The following is a 16,361-nucleotide window of genomic DNA, read 5'->3' as shown; positions in this document are numbered from 1 at the left end:
GGGGTCCGGGTGGCGAAAACGTAAGAAATACTCGTCGAATTGATTGTTTTTTGATCATTTGGCGAGTTTAAAAGTTGCGCTAGGTGGTATGCCGGGGAAATACATGGCTACTTCAGACCATCCCTAGATACCGGAAATAGTTTTTATTGATACCAAGGAGGTTGCCGGACTGCCGAGCTAAAAGCACAACATCACGCTGGCCGCCGACGAAGACAGGGGTGATTTCCTCGGTAGTCACACGGTCAACCATTTGGGCAACATTTGGTCGCCGATCAAGTGGCACAGTTTGAAAGCGCTGCCCTTCAAACGCCTCATGCCCTGGATAATTCGGTTCTGTCAGATCAAAAATATGACCGTTCGACCACACCGTTTCGTTATTTCGGTGAACCCTAAACCAACGAGAACCATCGAGCTCTTCTCCCTCGACATCCTTTTCCCGGTCGAAGGAGAAACCAAGTTCTTCTGCAGACGGCCGAGTGATTTTGCTGGGATGAAAAGGGCTGTATCGGTGTTCCGATGGATCAGGATCTGACCTTACGGCTGTGACATTCCAGTCATGTTGTGTTTCATCAACACCTTCCACTGAAGTTGGTGACTCGACGATTTGAGTTGGCCTGAGTCTCTTTATTAACGCCATGGTTAGACCCCCGCCTCATCCTCGACATCAAGCAAATCCGGCGGTACAGCGTCCAGCCCGAGGTCCCTTACCTCTTGCCAGCTGAGGTCCTCTGCATCAAGGACGCTTGGAGTTTGATTCGGCAGGCTAACAGCGGGATCGTTATTGATGTGCATGCTGAGTTCCTCGGTATTTAGGTTGATCTTTTCAACCATCATTCTAGTAACCGAGCCACCCAAAAACAAACGAAAGTCGTTATTCAGGACGAAAAGGCCCGTCACCGGGCTGGCCGGGGGCCAAAATTAAGAGGGGGGTGTTTCTTGGAGTGTTAAGCGCGGAGGGAGCGGGGGGCTACCCGATACTTACTTTGAGATAGGCCATACGCCGCTCGAAAGTTTCAGCGGCTTGCTCTGCCATGTCGCTGACAGCATCCTCGGTAATTTTTTCCAACATCACCAGCTTCATCGCTCGGATGATGTCGTTCGTCTCTTCTGGCTCCAGCATGTCGACCACCATCCGGAAGGCCACGTCTTCGACCAATCGATCCGCAGCAGCTACCGCGACCACAACATCGAGTACGGCCTTACGAATGATTGGTTGGTATGCCTCTTCGGAGTACGTCTCAACGAATTCCTCACGCTCATCCGGATCGGTAATTTCTCGTTCCGCATACAGCTCGATCGCATCAGCGAGTAGAGCCTCGGAAACTACAGTCTGAATGAGTCCGTCGAATATTACTTTTGCGTTTTCCATCGTCACGTTGTCCTAGAAACCAGCGCGGACACATTAGCTGAGTGGCCGCGCAAGGAAAGAGTTTCTTTAGTGTTTGAGGCAGCCTGTTGGCTACTCTTTTTCGAGCATGATCGCCAGATCTTTTGGAAGCGGCGACCCTTCGTAAACCCGCACCTGACCACCGTCGCGGTACAAGATCATCGGAATTCTCCGGAACCCTGCTTCGCGAAAGACCGCAAGGTTGTCAGCAAGCCGCTGCTTAACCTCCTCGCTGACCGGCGCCGTTTGAAGCTGCCTGTTGGCCATCTCAGCCATGATCACGCTGAGCTGTTCACCCTTTGCCGAACGGGCATAAATCGAAGCACTGAGCTCTGAGCTTGATACACGCAGGAGTGAGACAGGAATCCAGCGTACCTGCACTTCGCCTGCCGAAACAGGCGTTCTCAACATTCCCCACAGTTCATGGCAGTAAGCACAGCTGGGATCAAAAAACACGTAGATGATCCGTGATGAAGTGCCTTCAGAGAACCAATTTAACTTCGATACCTTTTCCCACAGGGCAGAGCGCTGCGCTGCAGATAGTTTTTCATCGGGCGCCTGAGCCAGGTTCGGAACGTTGGTTCTTCCAAGGTCCACCGTGGTCAGGTTCGTACCTTGAACATCGAACATCATGCCGGCGACTAGGCTTTGACCATCTGGAGTGACATAGAAAAGACGCTTTTCAGTGCCATTGTCGACGACGATGCCCTTCATGCCCGATGCCGCCGGGAACGCCTGAACAATCTGATTACCCTTCGCCATGAGATATTCCTCAACGGCTGTGGGCTTATCCGGATCTGCGTTTACGGTGCCAGCAGAAACGGCCGCAGCATGTACCGCAAACGCGAGTACAGCAACGCCTGATAGCATTTTGCCGATTAACGTACCCAATAGCGGATCCTCCCTACATCTGAATGGATAAATTTTTGACGGTTGATATAGAAGCCGACACCGCCGGTGCGAAATGCAGACATCAGCTTTCCCTGGTACTCGATCGGGAGGCTGGGGTACTTGCCGTCGCAGGCCTGGCCTTTTTTGTGAAGTGAATCCTTAGCGGCTCCCTCAGTCAGGGCATTGGTCTCCTCTGACCTGTAGCCGCTGTTGATCTGATATGGCTCTTTCAAGCCCATAGCCATCTCAAGCCATCCCTGCTGCCCTCTAAGCAGATTCAGCAAGCGAAGGTCGATCTGCACTGTTTTGTTAGCTGTAACGTCGCGAAGCAGCTTGCAGGCTTCCAAATAGCCCTTCAGATCAAGTCGCCCGTCCCTCCAGAAGCACACAACCTGGTGCTCACCTGATGAAGGGCGGAATAAATTGAGTGTCCGAGGCTTGGCCCAGAATGCAGCAGCATCGCTGCTGTTTGCGTAGTTCTGGGGTAATAAAAGGCCACTGGCAGCCATGAGCGGGCTCGAAGCCGTGCTCATCCCCATACCGACGATACCTACGGTTATCGATCGCTTAATGAGCTCACGCCGCGACATTGCCAACTCCAGACTCATGTGCGGCCGCCAATCAACGACTCAAGACTGCTCATGACGTCATCCATCTCCTGATCCTTCCCATCCTTTTCTGGTTTCGGTGGCACTGGGTACTCGGAACCCGCTGTGGCAGCTTGAACGACGTTCTCGACCAGTAAAGAAGCTTCTTTGGGGGTGGCCCCCAAGCCCAATGCGATGCTGTTCAAACGCGCTTTTGTAGCGCTCTCATCAAGCAGCCCCCCTTGACCTTCCGCTTGCCCCTGGCTGGCAGGAACTTGAAGCTTCGCCTCCAGAGCCGTTTCAATAATGGGCAATGCCGCAGCTGCGAGCGACGCAATGTCCAAACTGAAGTCTTGTATCGGGGTCTCGGCAAAAATGTTGATGGCGGCCAGTTGCCCGCCGTCGAAAACAATCGAGTCACTCGCGGCCACGGTGCCGACGTCAGCAGATGCCGCGGCGGGCGCCTGGGCCAGCACAGGACCCGCCGCCAATAGCGAATCAACAGCGGGAGCTTGAAGCGGGGGGGCGCTCAAAAGAGAGGTTCCCTGAGCGGCCCCTGCAGCCGCAGGTGCCGGTGCGAGTCCAGGTGCTGAAGCCAAACCGCCTGCAGATGATGCACTACTCGTTACAACCACCGCGGCTGAAGCTGTATCGTCAAAAGCCAACAACAAGCAAATGCCTCGCTCTACTCCAAGCTTTGCATTTTGGTACTGCTGATACCGCTCAGTGCTCTCCAATGTGGCCGCGTAAGCAAAATAACCATCTGTTGCCCTCTGTTGGGACATTGGCTTACTGCGTAGAGACTCACGCAACTCTTGCGTGTTTACGCTGAACGCTTTGAGATCTGCATCAGTAGGCGGTAATACTTTAATGAAATGGTTAAGTCGATACTCTTGCGCAAGACGTTTACCGGAAAAATCAGCATAAAACATGCGAGCCCGAATGATGTCGGACTTCACCATGAAGTGAATTTCGCCTTCGATCTGTTCTTTAAGGTCCTGAAGTTCAATTCGATTAACGCGCTCAATTTTAGCGCCAGTATTTCCACGATACCCGCCGGCCGCGCCTTCTACCATCTCATAGCCGTCTACAACTGAAACATAAGCTTCACCGGCGAGTTTATTGATCAGATCAAACGTATCGGTCGGGTCTTCAAGTTTGCCGTAAATCTTAATGTTACTGTTGGAGACGATAGCAAGTGTTTCTTCTTTAGAAGTACGGTAGAACGCTTGAAGGTCCTGGCCCGCTGCCACTAGTGCAAAACCAAGTGACCGAGCTTGAGCCCACATTAAGGCCGCATCATCAGGTATGTAGTAGCCCAGCTCATCAAATATAGCGATAAATGGCGTAGGCGCGGTGGTTTGCCTAGCGTCGAGTAGTTCTAATTTACTACCTTCAACCTTGCTACCCAACTGGGCGCCCATCATGCCCTTCATACCCGCAACAATGATCTTTCCAAGGTTGCCAAGTTCAGGACGACTCTTTTCGAGAGCTGGCAAGAGAGCAAGGAAAATTCTTCTGTTGACCACAACATCTTTTAGCACGACCTCACCCTGAGGGGTAAAGTATATGTGGCCATAAGTGTCGGCCAGCGAACTGAGGATGCGGGTGAATTGCATCTGCTGGTAACCGTACTGCTCATTAAACGTGGACGATTGGTTTTCACCTTTGTCACGTTTATAGCCAGGTACGTCATAAAGAAACGCTTGCATCATGTCACGGGATTTCTGACTGATGTTTACGTTGCTCATCAGCTCAAAGTATTTGGGATAGGGGAGCGCTTCGCGAATAGCGCCAATGTGCAACATGAGCAAACCTAAATCACGCAAGTCTACGAGAGCGGGAAGCGCGGAACTGATAAAACTGATCGCACGTCCTTTCCACATATCGCCTTTGGCATCACCGGAGTCCATAAGGCTAACCACCAGCTGAATCAGACTTTCACTGTTACCGACGGAAAATGGGTTATATGTGTTAGACAGCTTGTCTGAACGTTTCTTGGTAGTGTCGGCGTTACCAGTCATGTAGTTGATGACTAGAAGGTCATCTTCACGACCCATAGAGCGAACCATGGAGAAGATTTTGGCGAACAAGGTCACATCGCCTTTGCCATCTGTATATGCGAATCCGGAGCCCCAAATCAGTGCATTATAGGCAATGGAAATCAAGCCTTCGGTTTTACCGGCCCCGGTCGAGCCTATAATAAAAGCGTGGGTTCTTAGATCTTCGTTTGCCGCCCAAATTTCGGCTCCATCGGACTTACGATTACCAATGAAAGCAATGCCGCGGGACTTCATTGGCTTACCGTTACCGGGGTTTTTATCATTAAAATCCGTTTCTTCAAGCGACTTACGCTTACGAAAAGGAATATCTGGTTTTCTTGATAAAGGGATGAAGAAGTAAACAACCCCAAAAACCAGAGATAATTCAAATACCCCGGGGAAGAAAAACAGCACGAATACCAGGCACATGTACACGATGACGATTGCAGGCAACGTAGCAAGCCCGTCAAGCACCTGTCTGGATAGAGGTCGCGTGTCTCTGAGCAAGCGCGAACGCTCAATCTCGTGATGTTTTTCAACGCCGTGCAAAGCCATTATTCAGTCCGCCGCAAGCTTATTCGGAAACTTTAAAAGCGAGTTTGGGATCGCAGCCAGGCCCGACTGTTTGCCCAGAGTCGATGTCCGGAGAGAGGCCAAAGGACTCAAGACCGCTGGTGATGTCACTGGGCATTGCAGGCGCGTTATCGCGGAATGCCTTGGTTTGAGCGGCCATAGCAGTGTCATAAATACTCTTTGCAACATCGGTTTCCGGCGGCATTATCGGCGTTGCATAAGGTAATGATTCGGCCGGTGTGGCGAGCCTGGCCGCAGGGTAAATCTGCGACTTTGCATCGCCTGGAAGCTTTGGTAAGCCTTCAGCGCCAAGTGACGGGGACGCCGGCATCATTTGCTGCTCAAGACTCCCTAATGCAGACGTACCTGTGGCGTTATTACCTGCACGAATGACGTCAATATATGAACTGACAAAGAGCCAGGCCAACCATGCCAGTACGATACCGAAGAATACCTTGAGCAATGACAGACGCTTGGTGAGCAACTTGTTGATATCACGAATGATATGTACGCCTGCCCCCTCGGATGCAACCTTCGCTCGAAATAACTCGTTATACAGCGGCTCATCAGAACGACGGTGTTCATTCTGGGTCATTGCAACGACCGAAAAATGTTCATCCTCTTTTTCCAGAACGAAGGTAACCGCCGACAACCCGTAGTCCTTCAGCTCCAGCATATGGCATTGAAATACAGGCTTGACAATTTCTACGACAAGCCTTTTCTTCTTCAACGTGACAGTTGCTTCAGCCTTAGCGGGCATAAAGCGATCAAATATCTTCTTCAGCATCGAGTAGCTCTCCGAGCGCAGTCCTGATCCCAACTACAGCTGGTTCAATTAAAGGGTTAAGAATTGGGGCTTTTGCTTTGTTTTCTGCCATCCATTGAGCACGCGGGCCACCTGCCTCAACGCTTGCCACGTCCATGCCCAAATCACAGAGGCAATACCAGGTCACGCGATCAACCGTTTTTAACCATCTGAACCAATTAGGTGGTATCACGCCATTTTGCGAAGCCGCATCTTTCATGGCCATTAATACAGTCCGCTTATAGGCGTGCTGACTGACAACCTTACGCACAATTTTACTGTTTCCGTATTCGTGTAAAGCTTTTTGAGCCCTCAACGAATTAATCAAAGCAGTTTTTTTGGCTTTCTTGGCTCTCACATACGCTCTGGCCAAGTCATTAATAATCAACAACGCAAGAGCATTATCGTTATTGACCTGCGCAGCAAATGCCGCAAAAAGCGCCCGTTCATATGGCTTCAGTGCATCCAACCCTTCCCACGGTTTTCCCAGCTGCGCGATGAGGATTTTATGGACTTTAGATATACGTAAAGCTTCTTTGCTATCAATTAGTTCAATATCGGCAGGATCATCTGATTGACCCAGAGCTGCCGTTTTCACAAGAAAACCGTGGGTTCTGCCATAGTCCCTGACTCGGGAACGCATCCCATTAACAGGATGACTAATCGATACACTTATAAGATTCGCATCAAGTACTGGAAGAATCGTTGGCCATTGCACTGCTTCCTGCTTAGCCAGCGTGGTTGTATTGTGCTTTTGGGAATAACGGCTACCACGATCCGGCGCACGATAGAGTAAATAGCCGAACATCACGGTCAAGATAGTGAATATGTACCAGCGGAGTTCCCAGCTCGCTACCTGCCCCGAAGACCACAGCGACTTTAGCGTTGCATCGGCCGGATGCGTCGAGCGAAGCCAATCCATGATGGCTTGTCTACCGTCAGCATCGAAAAGCATCAGGTGTGTCTCAAAGTAACGTACAGACATCATAAACCGGGAAATTTTTTCATGGCCTATAAACCATACGGCCACTACGAAAACAATGAGCAACAAGAGCACCCATAGCAGTTCGTCTTCACCGTTGCTTTGTTTGGCCGACTGTTTCATTTACGCCCCTGAATAACTTTTAAGTTTTCCCACACACGCTGCTTGTAGAGAGCATTTTTCTCTGGGGTGGTGGAATGATAATTTCCAACCCCTTTCCAAAAGTCTTCTGTTCCCAACATGCCGCGACGCAGCAAATAGGTACCGATGAATATATTCAGACATTCGTTATTTACCAACATGTCACGACTGATATTGAATTTCTTGAAGTCTGTAAGATGAACACTATTGATCTGCATCAGGCCCATATCAAAAGAGCCATTTTTGTTGTAAGACACTTTTCCTGTAGTGCCCTTTTCCGTTCGAATGATCGCTCTCACCAGGTCAGGGTGCGCCCGGTAGTGCGCAGCGGCCTGCAGCACACAGGTTTCTCGATTAATGGCAGCTGTATAGGGCGCCACTGGTGGCGACGCTGGCGGAAGATCAATCACTTATGCCTCCTTGCTCCGCAGAAGCCAGGCTTTGAACGACATCAACCGTCTTTCGCGTATCTGTGCAACGCGAAACCGCGTTGCCAGCAACTTCGAGACACTCAAAAACGTCACGCCGAATGACAGCACTGCGTGGCTGATCGGGCTCTGAGACAATGGCGCGAGGCATAAAAACAATATGGCCATGGCCGTGACCATTCCGTAGAGCACTGACAGCGCTCCCAAAAAACGCCTTCTGGTGTGAAGATCTGTATCAGAAAGGCCCAAGCGTTCAACCGTTTCTTCGAATGTCTCATTTCGGTACCGACGATTCCGGAGATCGCTGAAGCGGGCAGCCAGGGCCTTGCTGTTTTTTCGCAACTCCTCAAGATTGCCGGTTACCGTCCAGACATACTTCCGGCCGACCCAGAGGACACTTCGACCAACCGCCCTCAATGCCCCTTTTTTAGGCTGCTCACTCATGGCCTGATTCCTTGGCTACACGCATCATTGTCAGTGCGTATTCAGTAGTACCGATCAGGCGACCGAGTGAAACAGCAGCACGGGACTTCAAATCTGCGAGAGGAAAACCATGCTGGAATTGTTCCCGGGTCAACACCGCTGCAGCTTCTTCTATGGTTGCAGTGTCTTTTAACGCGCCGAGCACCTCACCCCGGAAGAACTCCCAAGAAGAGAGCACAACCCCTGAAGCGTGACGAATCAGCGCCAAAATCAATTCCTGACGCTCTTCGTCGTTGATCCTTGGTAGCGACTGTTCGACTTTGGCCGAGTAGCTTTGAACCTGCACACCTATGAATTGCGCCAGATCTCGAACGAGCTCTTCTGGATCAATGTGTTTGCCCGGCACTTGGGCACTGATCATGGTCGCGTAACGCTCAACCTCTAAAGAGATCGGCGCAATCGCCGTTAACATGGCAAGGCTCATCGAGACAGCGAGGCTTTGCTGCGTGTTTTGTGAGCGCACAGGGGAGTCAACGGTTGCTTTCCAGGCTCCCTCTATAGCTGCCGAGAAGTAGTCAATCGAGACATCAGGGTAGGTGCCTGCTGGCATCCCACCGCGAGCAATAACCGATGACACCCAGTGTCCAGACACCAGGTCTGCCGTAAAGCCGTGAAGATGCTTGCGGGACCAACCCGAGTCCAACTCCAAGTGATCAACACGTTTGGCGATATGCTCAGCGAGTCCAGCAGAAGCCAATGACATGCGCTTCACGGCTTCAGCGACGACTTCAGGCGCAGCGTCGTGGCCAGGGAACACTGAAACCGCTCTGAATACAGGTGCCAAAGACTGCAGCACAACCGTGTAATCCTTCGCCGACTTGTCTGCCAGCACGGCGACGGGCTGTGCTGGCGGTGCGAGCTTGGGCTCAGCAGATGGTTCGATTGGGACCTGAACCGGTTCCGGGCTATCTGCAACAGGTGCCGCGGAGACTGCGACGGAAGCGGGGGAGTCGACGGATTCCGTGCCGCCCAATTCCAAGAGGCGCTCAAAGTCATCCATCATCGAGCTCGCAGGGGGAAGCCCCACAGGCTTTTGAGCTGGCTCAACCGGAGCATTGTCGGTGAACTTGGCGCTTTCCTCGCGGTGAAGCCGCTTCAACAGGGACATTAAGCCACCTCCGTTGCGGCGGGCGCCTGAACGAAGTCTGCATAACGATCACCCAGGACATACTGCAGCGGATCCAACAGAATGTGGTTGCCTGAACGGGGTAAGGACTCGATAATCATCACCGTAGTGGCTAATCGCCAGAACTGGCTGATTGCTGAATTGCTATTCGGTTCAAGGGTGACCCGTGCACCAAAAAGCGAGTTCGCTTCGCCTTCGAGCTTGAAGCCCAAGTCACCGGGGATCTGCCTCATCGCCAACTCTGTACCAGCGGCCGAAAGCAGCGCCGGAGCATAGGTTGAGTGATTGAAAACAGCCTCGATTGGAACGAAGTCATCACCGAACTTGAAGCTCCATCCACGACCTAAGGAAAGGCGGATCATGATGTGCTCGAAGTCGGTATATTCAATGCGTTTAATTGCTGTAGCCATAGGGAAAGCCCACTATTAGAGCCTGTCATAGACAAACAAAAGTGAGCTTAACAATACGCTTTAAAAACTGCAAAGCTATTTGTTATTTTTTTGGCGCTGGAATCAGGGCATAGGCGGGTGGTGCAGCTTTTGCAGCTTCGATCAGTTGCGCTGCTGTGTTTTCGGTAAGTACGCCACGACTCAGCGCAGCGTTGTACCTCGCGATAAGGTCAGGATCCGCTGTGCGAATGATGAAGTCGCGGAGGATCACCGCATCCGCTCGTTGCAATGCCGGTGAGAAATCAAACGGAATCAATGTCGAGGCAAGGGCCGCAGCGGCCCCCAAAAGGCAGACAACGGATAAGCGCCGGCGAGCGCGCCACTGATTAGATAGACGGCCTGTAATGCCTTTCAAGCTCTTCAGCATCTTCGAATTGCTCCTGTATTTGTTGAATAAGGGCTGCCGCTCGCTCGTGGTCCCCTGCAAGTGCCACCTCTAGAGCCCCATTAACCATCTGGCTTACGGTCACGTCATCACGCTCCAGGATTTCCTCTATTCGTTCAGAGCAAAGCAGATTACGCAGGCCTGGCGGTGCAGCAGCCAGCAATCTGCGTCCCTTTTCCGAAAGCTCATGATTGCTGTCCAGCAAGCCCCGCTCCACAAAGCGCGAAGCGTGTGTTGGCCAAGTGCTAGGCCGCCCGATTCCTCTGCGCATCATCTCCGTTACCAACTCAGCCTTGGGATCCACTGATACGACCGCCGGCGCCGCGGGTGTCATCCAAGGAAGAGAAGGCTTTCGCGAATCTCTTGTCCAAATCAATTCCTGCGTCCATGCCGGCGAGCGTGCAAGGTCTGGTGTCTCTCTCGATACTACGATTCCGGATTCAAGGCTTCTCCTAGCCAAGATCACCAAAGCAGCTTCGCGATGGCTACCCTGGAGGGCGGGCGGTTTACCGAGGTCGAGTCTTTGCAACAATTTCTCGTTGAGCACATGAATTGCTTCGTGAGGAACCACGCTCTCGCCGACGGCATCTACCATCGGCAAGGCGCTGTGCCTAAAGGCGGTTATTCCTTTAATGCGTGCCATTCGTTGCATGACCTCGCAACTGGCGGATGTGAAAGCTCTCGTGGTGGTCCTGTGATAGGAAATATCGCCTTGCTCATACATTTCCTGTAGAAGACCAGCCGCGTCTTCCAAGGCCAATCCAACCCCTCCCTGAATCGCTAGCAAAGCGTCCCCATAATTCATTGGATCTGCGAGCCGGGCCGGAACACTGTCGAGTACTGGCGCTGCAGGGAGATCATCCATCTTCAACTGCGCGATCAATTCGGCAGGGCTTACAGCCCCATTTATCGGAACCCGGGCATGGAAGTTTCGACCACCATCCACGGCTTGCATCTGGACATTGATGTAGCTATGCGCAAGGCCTTCATTTGCAATTTCTAACAACGCCGTTTGCACACGACCTACTGGCAGATGAGCGTCAAAATCCGACAAGCAGCCACCAATCAGTCGATCGAGGATTCGCCGAGCGGTACCAGGCTGAGCAAGCAACGAATCGACTGGTTGAAGTCGGCCAAGCGCGTGAAGCACAGACTCTCGGTTGATGCCTGAGAACAACATGCGGTAAATCGGTTGTTTATTACCAATTTGTTCGGCCACAGACAATACATCTGATGCAATAACATGGCCGTCCTGATCGTTATCAGTCGCAATTAGTATTCGACCTTTGCAACTTTGAATACTCCGACATAAATAATCGAACGAGTCGCTTCTGAGGGGGCGGCGGTTAAATTCAACAAATTCGCCGTTTTGATATTTTATGCCTAGCTGCCGAAGATCCTGAGGCGCCTCCAATATATGGCCAATGGTTGCGCACAGGTCTGCTTTAAGGCCCACCTCCTCAAAAATTGCACGCAAAGGCCTTATCTTTCCAACGGCCTCGATAATTACCAAATCGCGATTCATCGGGGTTTAATTTGCAGTTCGGCATGTACATCAACCAGGTCAACAGCCTGGCCCTGTTCTCGGCCTTCAACGTAGAAACCTGTTCGCATATCAATTCCTGTCATTGCCAAACTATTCGTCCCGACGACGGGGGAGAAAGCTGGAACAACTGGCGGGGTTTGAGCATTAACAACTTTATGGGTCAAACTATTAACAACACTGTTCAACATGCCTCTGGCCGTTTCGAGCCCCCGCGCTAAGAGCACGGCAGCGCTACTGGCGATCGGTCCAATCGTTGTGATTCCCAGAGCATACCCCTGTGTCGTACCACCAAAGCCCAGCTCTTTGCCTGTGACTGCATGCGCTACAAACTCAGGTAATGACAAGGTAGTCGATTGGGCAATCGACTTATAAGCGTCGAGCGCAGCACGGCCACCATACGTGAGCAGCTCCATCTGACCGTGTGCCTCCTGGGCACAGCCAGCGACAAACAACAATGTGCCAATCACTGCTGGTACACCAGCAGCCATACGCATATCAATGCTTGAGACCTTCTTACAAAACCTGCCGAAAATGCTTTCACTTCTCTCTTGAAGACGATCTTCCATCGCTGCATCTTTCATACGCTGTGCTTACCTTCGGTTTCAGTTTCGACCAACACACAGAATTCACTGATCAAATTGACCGTTTCAATGGTAATAGTATTGAAATGGCTAATCTGTCCGCGCAATAGATCAGAAAGAAAGGCACCGTAGATTAATGCCTGACTACGTAATTTTCCTAATAATTCGTTCGACACTGGCAAACGACTGTTATCAAACGCCGCCGTGCAAGCGTCTAGGCGTAAAATCAAACCATTAATCTTATCATCGGATAAAATCATTTCAGTTGCCCTTTAAATCAAATTGATTTTTTGCTCTTGAAAATTGATTCGAGGAGTTTTGAAATGCGCTCAACTACCTGCTTTATTAATTCTTGCAGATCTTTCAACTTGGAATCCGACGACAGGGCTAAATCCTTCGTTGCAGAGGTTATTTCTTCCACATGCCTTTCCAAGACTTCCCCATAGTCCTTATCCAGCTTGCTACCTGCTTGTGCAAACTTGGTTGCTATTTGGTCAAATTCGCGCAGATGGTCTGTAATATCCTTCAGAGCGAGTTCAGCGCCGGGTTTTTTCATGACCGATTCAATGCTTTCCCCATCGAATCGATTCATTTGAATCCAGGCAGATTTACGGGAAACCGAAGCAACCAGTTCGTCTAACTGACCGTGCAGAACTTCGTATCCGTCGAGTCGTCGAGACGCAATGCGTTCCCCCGCATCGCGAAAAGAAGTTGAAAACAGCCCGCCCAGAGCCGATGCCACATTGAAAGGTGCAGAAAACGCTTTAGCTGCGAGTCCCGGCCCTAAACCTCCTGCTGAACCAGGCCCGGCGTCTGTCGACTCCGGACTGTCCTTTGTACGCCAATTGCCCGACTTACCCGATTGTGGCTTTCGCGCTGGTCTGGAGGGCTGAGACTGATGTGATGTACCCGCGCTTTGAGGGTCGATTTGCTCAGCACTAGCTTTGGGCTTCTCAGTCGAAGCGGATGCCTGAGGAGAAGGTTTGTCCGCGGCATCACCATCGTCGGGAGGCGACGATTCCTGCTTTGCGGACCTTGGCTCAGCGTGTTCGGTAGGATCAGGCTCTGCAACGGCTTCAGGCTCATCGTCAACTCGCCAGTCAAGCTCCGGCGTGGGGATGACCTGCCACTTATTGCGGTGGACAGTCTCCCACTGCGTCCCGATCACTTTACCGTCAGCGTCCCGAACTTTGACCTGAACGTCAACAGGTTGCCGACCGAGATTTTGTGCACTGACCACATCGCCTACTTGCGCACAGGACTCTTCCAGCGCCCTGGCGAGATCGACACCCCAAAGCGTGGTTGTTTCACCATTCTGCAGCGCGAGGGTGACAAAGAAGCTTGGCGATTCGTTAGTGTCGAATTTATACGGTGCGGCGCCTGACTCAAGGAGCACACCGAAAACAGGGGACCTTGCCATATAGCCTCCTTAACGCGGCGCAAGCCGGCCAATAAGTCCATCAACAAGGCGCTTGATTCGCTCGCCAATTTGTTGTGCCATTTCTTGAAGGTGCTTGAACACACCGTCTTTCTTGCCCGGGAAGCCTTCTGTAGCCGCTGATATTTTCGACAAGTTCCGATCGATTGCGTCGGCGTAATCAAGATTGAGATCCACGCCGGCCTTTGCGTAGCGGGATGCAAGGTGGCCAAATTCCTCAACCGAATTCTGCATCTTCATGTACTTCGCCGCGAACGCCGGATCTGCCATCATCGAGTCGAATTTTTCGCCGTACTTGGCAAATGCCCCCCCAGGTTTCATGCCATCAAAGACCTCACTTGCAGAGCGGCCGCTACTGCGGATCTCCTTAATGAAATCCCCCATCCCATCGGCCCTCAAACTCTCTGCCAATCCCTCAACTTGTCTGGCGTGCATGTCCAGCTGTCGAGACATCACCAGGTGCCCATTAACGGCCTTCTTTTCAAAGAATGAGCGCTTCTGATCACCGGCGGCCTTGATTGCACCAAGCACCATGCTGCCGGCAGCGGCAGCAAATGCAAAAGGAGCAGACAAAGCCTTGCTCAGTAAATCTGTCGAGCCTGTGCCCTGAGCTGCTTCTTGAGGAGACGCCTGCCTACTTGCCTGCGCTGAATCAGCTTCACCTTCAGGGCGTTGTGCCCAATCCTGCCCTTCATATGGCTTAGAAAAAGGACTATCCGGAATGTGCTTGAAATCCCCCTCAAAGGCCTGGAAGGGATCAAACGTTCTGATAAAGACTTCAGGCACTTCTCCTGCGGCAAATGGCTTGACGTACTGCTCGCTGCCCTCTGGCTCCGGCGACGAGGGCTGCTGCAAACCCGGCTCAAATCGCGGCCGACTATCCAGAATCTGCTGTAGGCCTGGATGGTCCGCCGGAGCAGTTTCAGACCATACCTGCTTCACATATTTTTCATGCCCGGCATCAATTGCACTGCGAATCATGGACTCAATCATTGTCCATTCGATCATCTTCCCCGAGGGGTCGGCAGGGTCGTCGGACCAGTCATGATTGCGAAGAATTTCCCGAAGCATGTACACCGATGATGGGACGCCGTCGATGAAGTCCGGATCATCACCAGCCTCCACATCTGCAGCTTGGCCGCGCTCCTTGATGGCGGCCTGCACTTTGGCGCTGTTCAGCACTGCGTCTTCAGCTCGCTGATAAAGCTCGCTCACAGCTTCAGCTACGTGCGCCTCTACGGAATCAGCCTTGATCGTTCCGCGCTCAAGCGATTGAGCATAAAAATGAGCTGTTGCCGCGTCCTTGAAAGCCTCCTGATACTTTGGATCCTGCAGTTTGTCGAAGTCAGCAATGGTCGCCGGTTGATGCTGAACACGACGGATGACGTCCTGCTGGGCCGCTTCAAGATGACTTGCATAATCCGGATCAGTTGCGGCCTTAGCGACCATGGCTGCACCGTGTTTGATGCCCAACGATTCTTTGCTACGACGATTCAAATCACCCTGTACATGGGCACTCATCGTGGAAATGTTTTCTGCCCTAAGGAACAGCTCCTGCACTTCAGTCGCAGCTTGATCAATCAATTCAGACGATTTGATCGTGCCGCGTTCGAGAGCTTTGGCATAAAAGTGCTCCGCTGCCGCATCCTTGAATGCCTCCTGGTAGACGGGATCTTGAAAATTGTCGAAGTCAGCCAGTGTCCCCGGTTCTTGCTGCACCCGACGAATCACGTCCGCCCGCGCTGTTGTTAGATGTCCGGCATAGACGGGATTACTGGATACCTTTGCCGCCAGTACCGACTGGTGCTCGGCAGCGATGGCAGCCTTTTCCTGCCGGTTCTGATCAGCCAACGATTGAGCGGTGACTGGGCCTTCTTCAAGCTCCTCGATCAGTTCAATCGCATCGTCCTGCACAACCATATCGTCCGGATTTTCTGCCTGAGTTCGCTTGATGAATCCCATGTCTTTCCCCCTGCGCGTTTGCGTCCGTCAAATCAATGGGACGAATTTACTTTCATTGCATTATAATACGCAATCAAAAGAAACAATCCCATTGTTTAAGGGGGTTACCGTGCAAATGCTTTGGACACTTTTCGCCATTCTCGGGCTTGCCGGCTCCCTGATGCTGAACAACCTGGAGTTTTGGCAGGACACTGATGCTCAGGGAGAAATAGCCGCAATTGGTGGAAGCATGCGGATCTACAAAACCGCTCTGGTTGCATACCAAAGTAACAACCCAGCGGCCGCCGGTGCGGTCGCTGATAGTCAACTGGGCCTTCCCAGCTGGTACCGCAAAACGCCTGGTATCGGGAACGTAATCGTCGGTGACCAGGCATATGTTTTTTACACGCAAAACATGCCCGGTCTAGCGAGCTACTTGTACAAGCAATCCGACAATTCCATCCGCGTTGGGATCAAGCAAAACGGCGGACTTTACAACCCAGGAAAGGGGTACATCACGCCGCTGCCAAATGCCATTCCCGACGGAAGCATCGTTTATTAACAAGCCATAAATTG

General features: G+C 51.8%; 19 protein-coding genes. 1 reads left to right on the top strand and 18 read right to left on the bottom strand.

The window, feature by feature from the left end; genetic code table 11:
• Window positions 1-112 precede the first annotated feature (112 nt).
• The 18 genes from HBO23_RS33280 to HBO23_RS33195 form a co-directional block, all read right to left on the bottom strand.
• A complete protein-coding gene (locus HBO23_RS33280) occupies window positions 113-637 on the bottom strand; it encodes a hypothetical protein (RefSeq protein ID WP_170040958.1) in 525 nt (174 codons plus the stop codon).
• A 2-nt stretch (window positions 638-639) separates the two neighbouring features.
• Window positions 640-834: a hypothetical protein gene (locus HBO23_RS33275; protein WP_170040957.1), complete on the bottom strand. Its 195-nt coding sequence runs from the start codon at window positions 832-834 to the stop codon at window positions 640-642.
• A 133-nt stretch (window positions 835-967) separates the two neighbouring features.
• The gene (locus tag HBO23_RS33270; protein ID WP_262378276.1) at window positions 968-1,369 is read right to left on the bottom strand and encodes a hypothetical protein; all 402 of its coding nucleotides are present in this window, start codon (window positions 1,367-1,369) and stop codon (window positions 968-970) included.
• Window positions 1,370-1,459: 90 nt separating this feature from the next.
• Window positions 1,460-2,278, bottom strand: a complete 819-nt coding sequence (gene dsbG / locus HBO23_RS33265; RefSeq protein ID WP_262378275.1) for a thiol:disulfide interchange protein DsbG — start codon at window positions 2,276-2,278, stop codon at window positions 1,460-1,462.
• Window positions 2,266-2,886, bottom strand: coding sequence for a DUF882 domain-containing protein (locus tag HBO23_RS33260; RefSeq protein WP_170040956.1), 621 nt, complete (start codon window positions 2,884-2,886; stop codon window positions 2,266-2,268). The genes dsbG and HBO23_RS33260 overlap by 13 nt, the downstream gene beginning before the upstream one ends.
• The gene (locus HBO23_RS33255; RefSeq protein ID WP_170040955.1) at window positions 2,883-5,462 is read right to left on the bottom strand and encodes an IcmO-like type IV secretion system protein; all 2,580 of its coding nucleotides are present in this window, start codon (window positions 5,460-5,462) and stop codon (window positions 2,883-2,885) included. Before HBO23_RS33255 ends, HBO23_RS33260 begins: the two co-directional genes overlap by 4 nt.
• Before the next feature lie 19 nt (window positions 5,463-5,481).
• A complete protein-coding gene (locus HBO23_RS33250; protein WP_170040954.1) occupies window positions 5,482-6,267 on the bottom strand; it encodes a hypothetical protein in 786 nt (261 codons plus the stop codon).
• Window positions 6,248-7,390 carry an IcmP-like type IV secretion system protein gene (locus HBO23_RS33245; protein ID WP_170040953.1) on the bottom strand — a complete coding sequence of 381 codons (1,143 nt, stop codon included), beginning with the start codon at window positions 7,388-7,390 and terminating at the stop codon, window positions 6,248-6,250. Before HBO23_RS33245 ends, HBO23_RS33250 begins: the two co-directional genes overlap by 20 nt.
• Entirely contained in the window at window positions 7,387-7,818 is a 432-nt protein-coding gene (locus tag HBO23_RS33240) for a lytic transglycosylase domain-containing protein (protein WP_170040952.1), read from the bottom strand. Before HBO23_RS33240 ends, HBO23_RS33245 begins: the two co-directional genes overlap by 4 nt.
• A complete protein-coding gene (locus HBO23_RS33235; RefSeq protein ID WP_170040951.1) occupies window positions 7,819-8,280 on the bottom strand; it encodes a hypothetical protein in 462 nt (153 codons plus the stop codon).
• Window positions 8,273-9,427 carry a hypothetical protein gene (locus tag HBO23_RS33230; RefSeq protein ID WP_170040950.1) on the bottom strand — a complete coding sequence of 385 codons (1,155 nt, stop codon included), beginning with the start codon at window positions 9,425-9,427 and terminating at the stop codon, window positions 8,273-8,275. Before HBO23_RS33230 ends, HBO23_RS33235 begins: the two co-directional genes overlap by 8 nt.
• Window positions 9,427-9,855, bottom strand: coding sequence for a hypothetical protein (locus HBO23_RS33225; protein ID WP_170040949.1), 429 nt, complete (start codon window positions 9,853-9,855; stop codon window positions 9,427-9,429). Before HBO23_RS33225 ends, HBO23_RS33230 begins: the two co-directional genes overlap by 1 nt.
• 82 nt (window positions 9,856-9,937) lie before the next feature.
• A complete protein-coding gene (locus HBO23_RS33220) occupies window positions 9,938-10,261 on the bottom strand; it encodes a hypothetical protein (RefSeq protein WP_262378274.1) in 324 nt (107 codons plus the stop codon).
• Window positions 10,221-11,804, bottom strand: coding sequence for a toprim domain-containing protein (locus HBO23_RS33215; RefSeq protein ID WP_170040948.1), 1,584 nt, complete (start codon window positions 11,802-11,804; stop codon window positions 10,221-10,223). Before HBO23_RS33215 ends, HBO23_RS33220 begins: the two co-directional genes overlap by 41 nt.
• Complete coding sequence (locus HBO23_RS33210) at window positions 11,801-12,406, bottom strand: hypothetical protein (RefSeq protein ID WP_170040947.1); 606 nt, start codon at window positions 12,404-12,406, stop codon at window positions 11,801-11,803. Before HBO23_RS33210 ends, HBO23_RS33215 begins: the two co-directional genes overlap by 4 nt.
• Entirely contained in the window at window positions 12,403-12,666 is a 264-nt protein-coding gene (locus tag HBO23_RS33205) for a hypothetical protein (RefSeq protein ID WP_170040946.1), read from the bottom strand. Before HBO23_RS33205 ends, HBO23_RS33210 begins: the two co-directional genes overlap by 4 nt.
• Before the next feature lie 17 nt (window positions 12,667-12,683).
• Window positions 12,684-13,826 carry a hypothetical protein gene (locus HBO23_RS33200; protein ID WP_170040945.1) on the bottom strand — a complete coding sequence of 381 codons (1,143 nt, stop codon included), beginning with the start codon at window positions 13,824-13,826 and terminating at the stop codon, window positions 12,684-12,686.
• Between the two features lie 9 nt (window positions 13,827-13,835).
• Complete coding sequence (locus tag HBO23_RS33195) at window positions 13,836-15,806, bottom strand: hypothetical protein (RefSeq protein ID WP_170040944.1); 1,971 nt, start codon at window positions 15,804-15,806, stop codon at window positions 13,836-13,838.
• Here HBO23_RS33195 and pilM point away from each other — a divergent pair.
• Complete coding sequence (pilM, locus tag HBO23_RS33190) at window positions 15,805-16,347, top strand: type IV pilus biogenesis protein PilM (protein ID WP_262378273.1); 543 nt, start codon at window positions 15,805-15,807, stop codon at window positions 16,345-16,347. The genes HBO23_RS33195 and pilM overlap by 2 nt on opposite strands.
• The last annotated feature ends 14 nt before the right edge of the window (window positions 16,348-16,361 follow it).

It is taken from the genome of Pseudomonas sp. WS 5532, assembly GCF_012985445.1.
In the GTDB taxonomy this organism is placed as follows: domain Bacteria; phylum Pseudomonadota; class Gammaproteobacteria; order Pseudomonadales; family Pseudomonadaceae; genus Aquipseudomonas; species Aquipseudomonas edaphica.
Note: the sequence above shows the minus strand (reverse complement) of the source record. Positions and strands in the feature narration are given on the sequence as shown.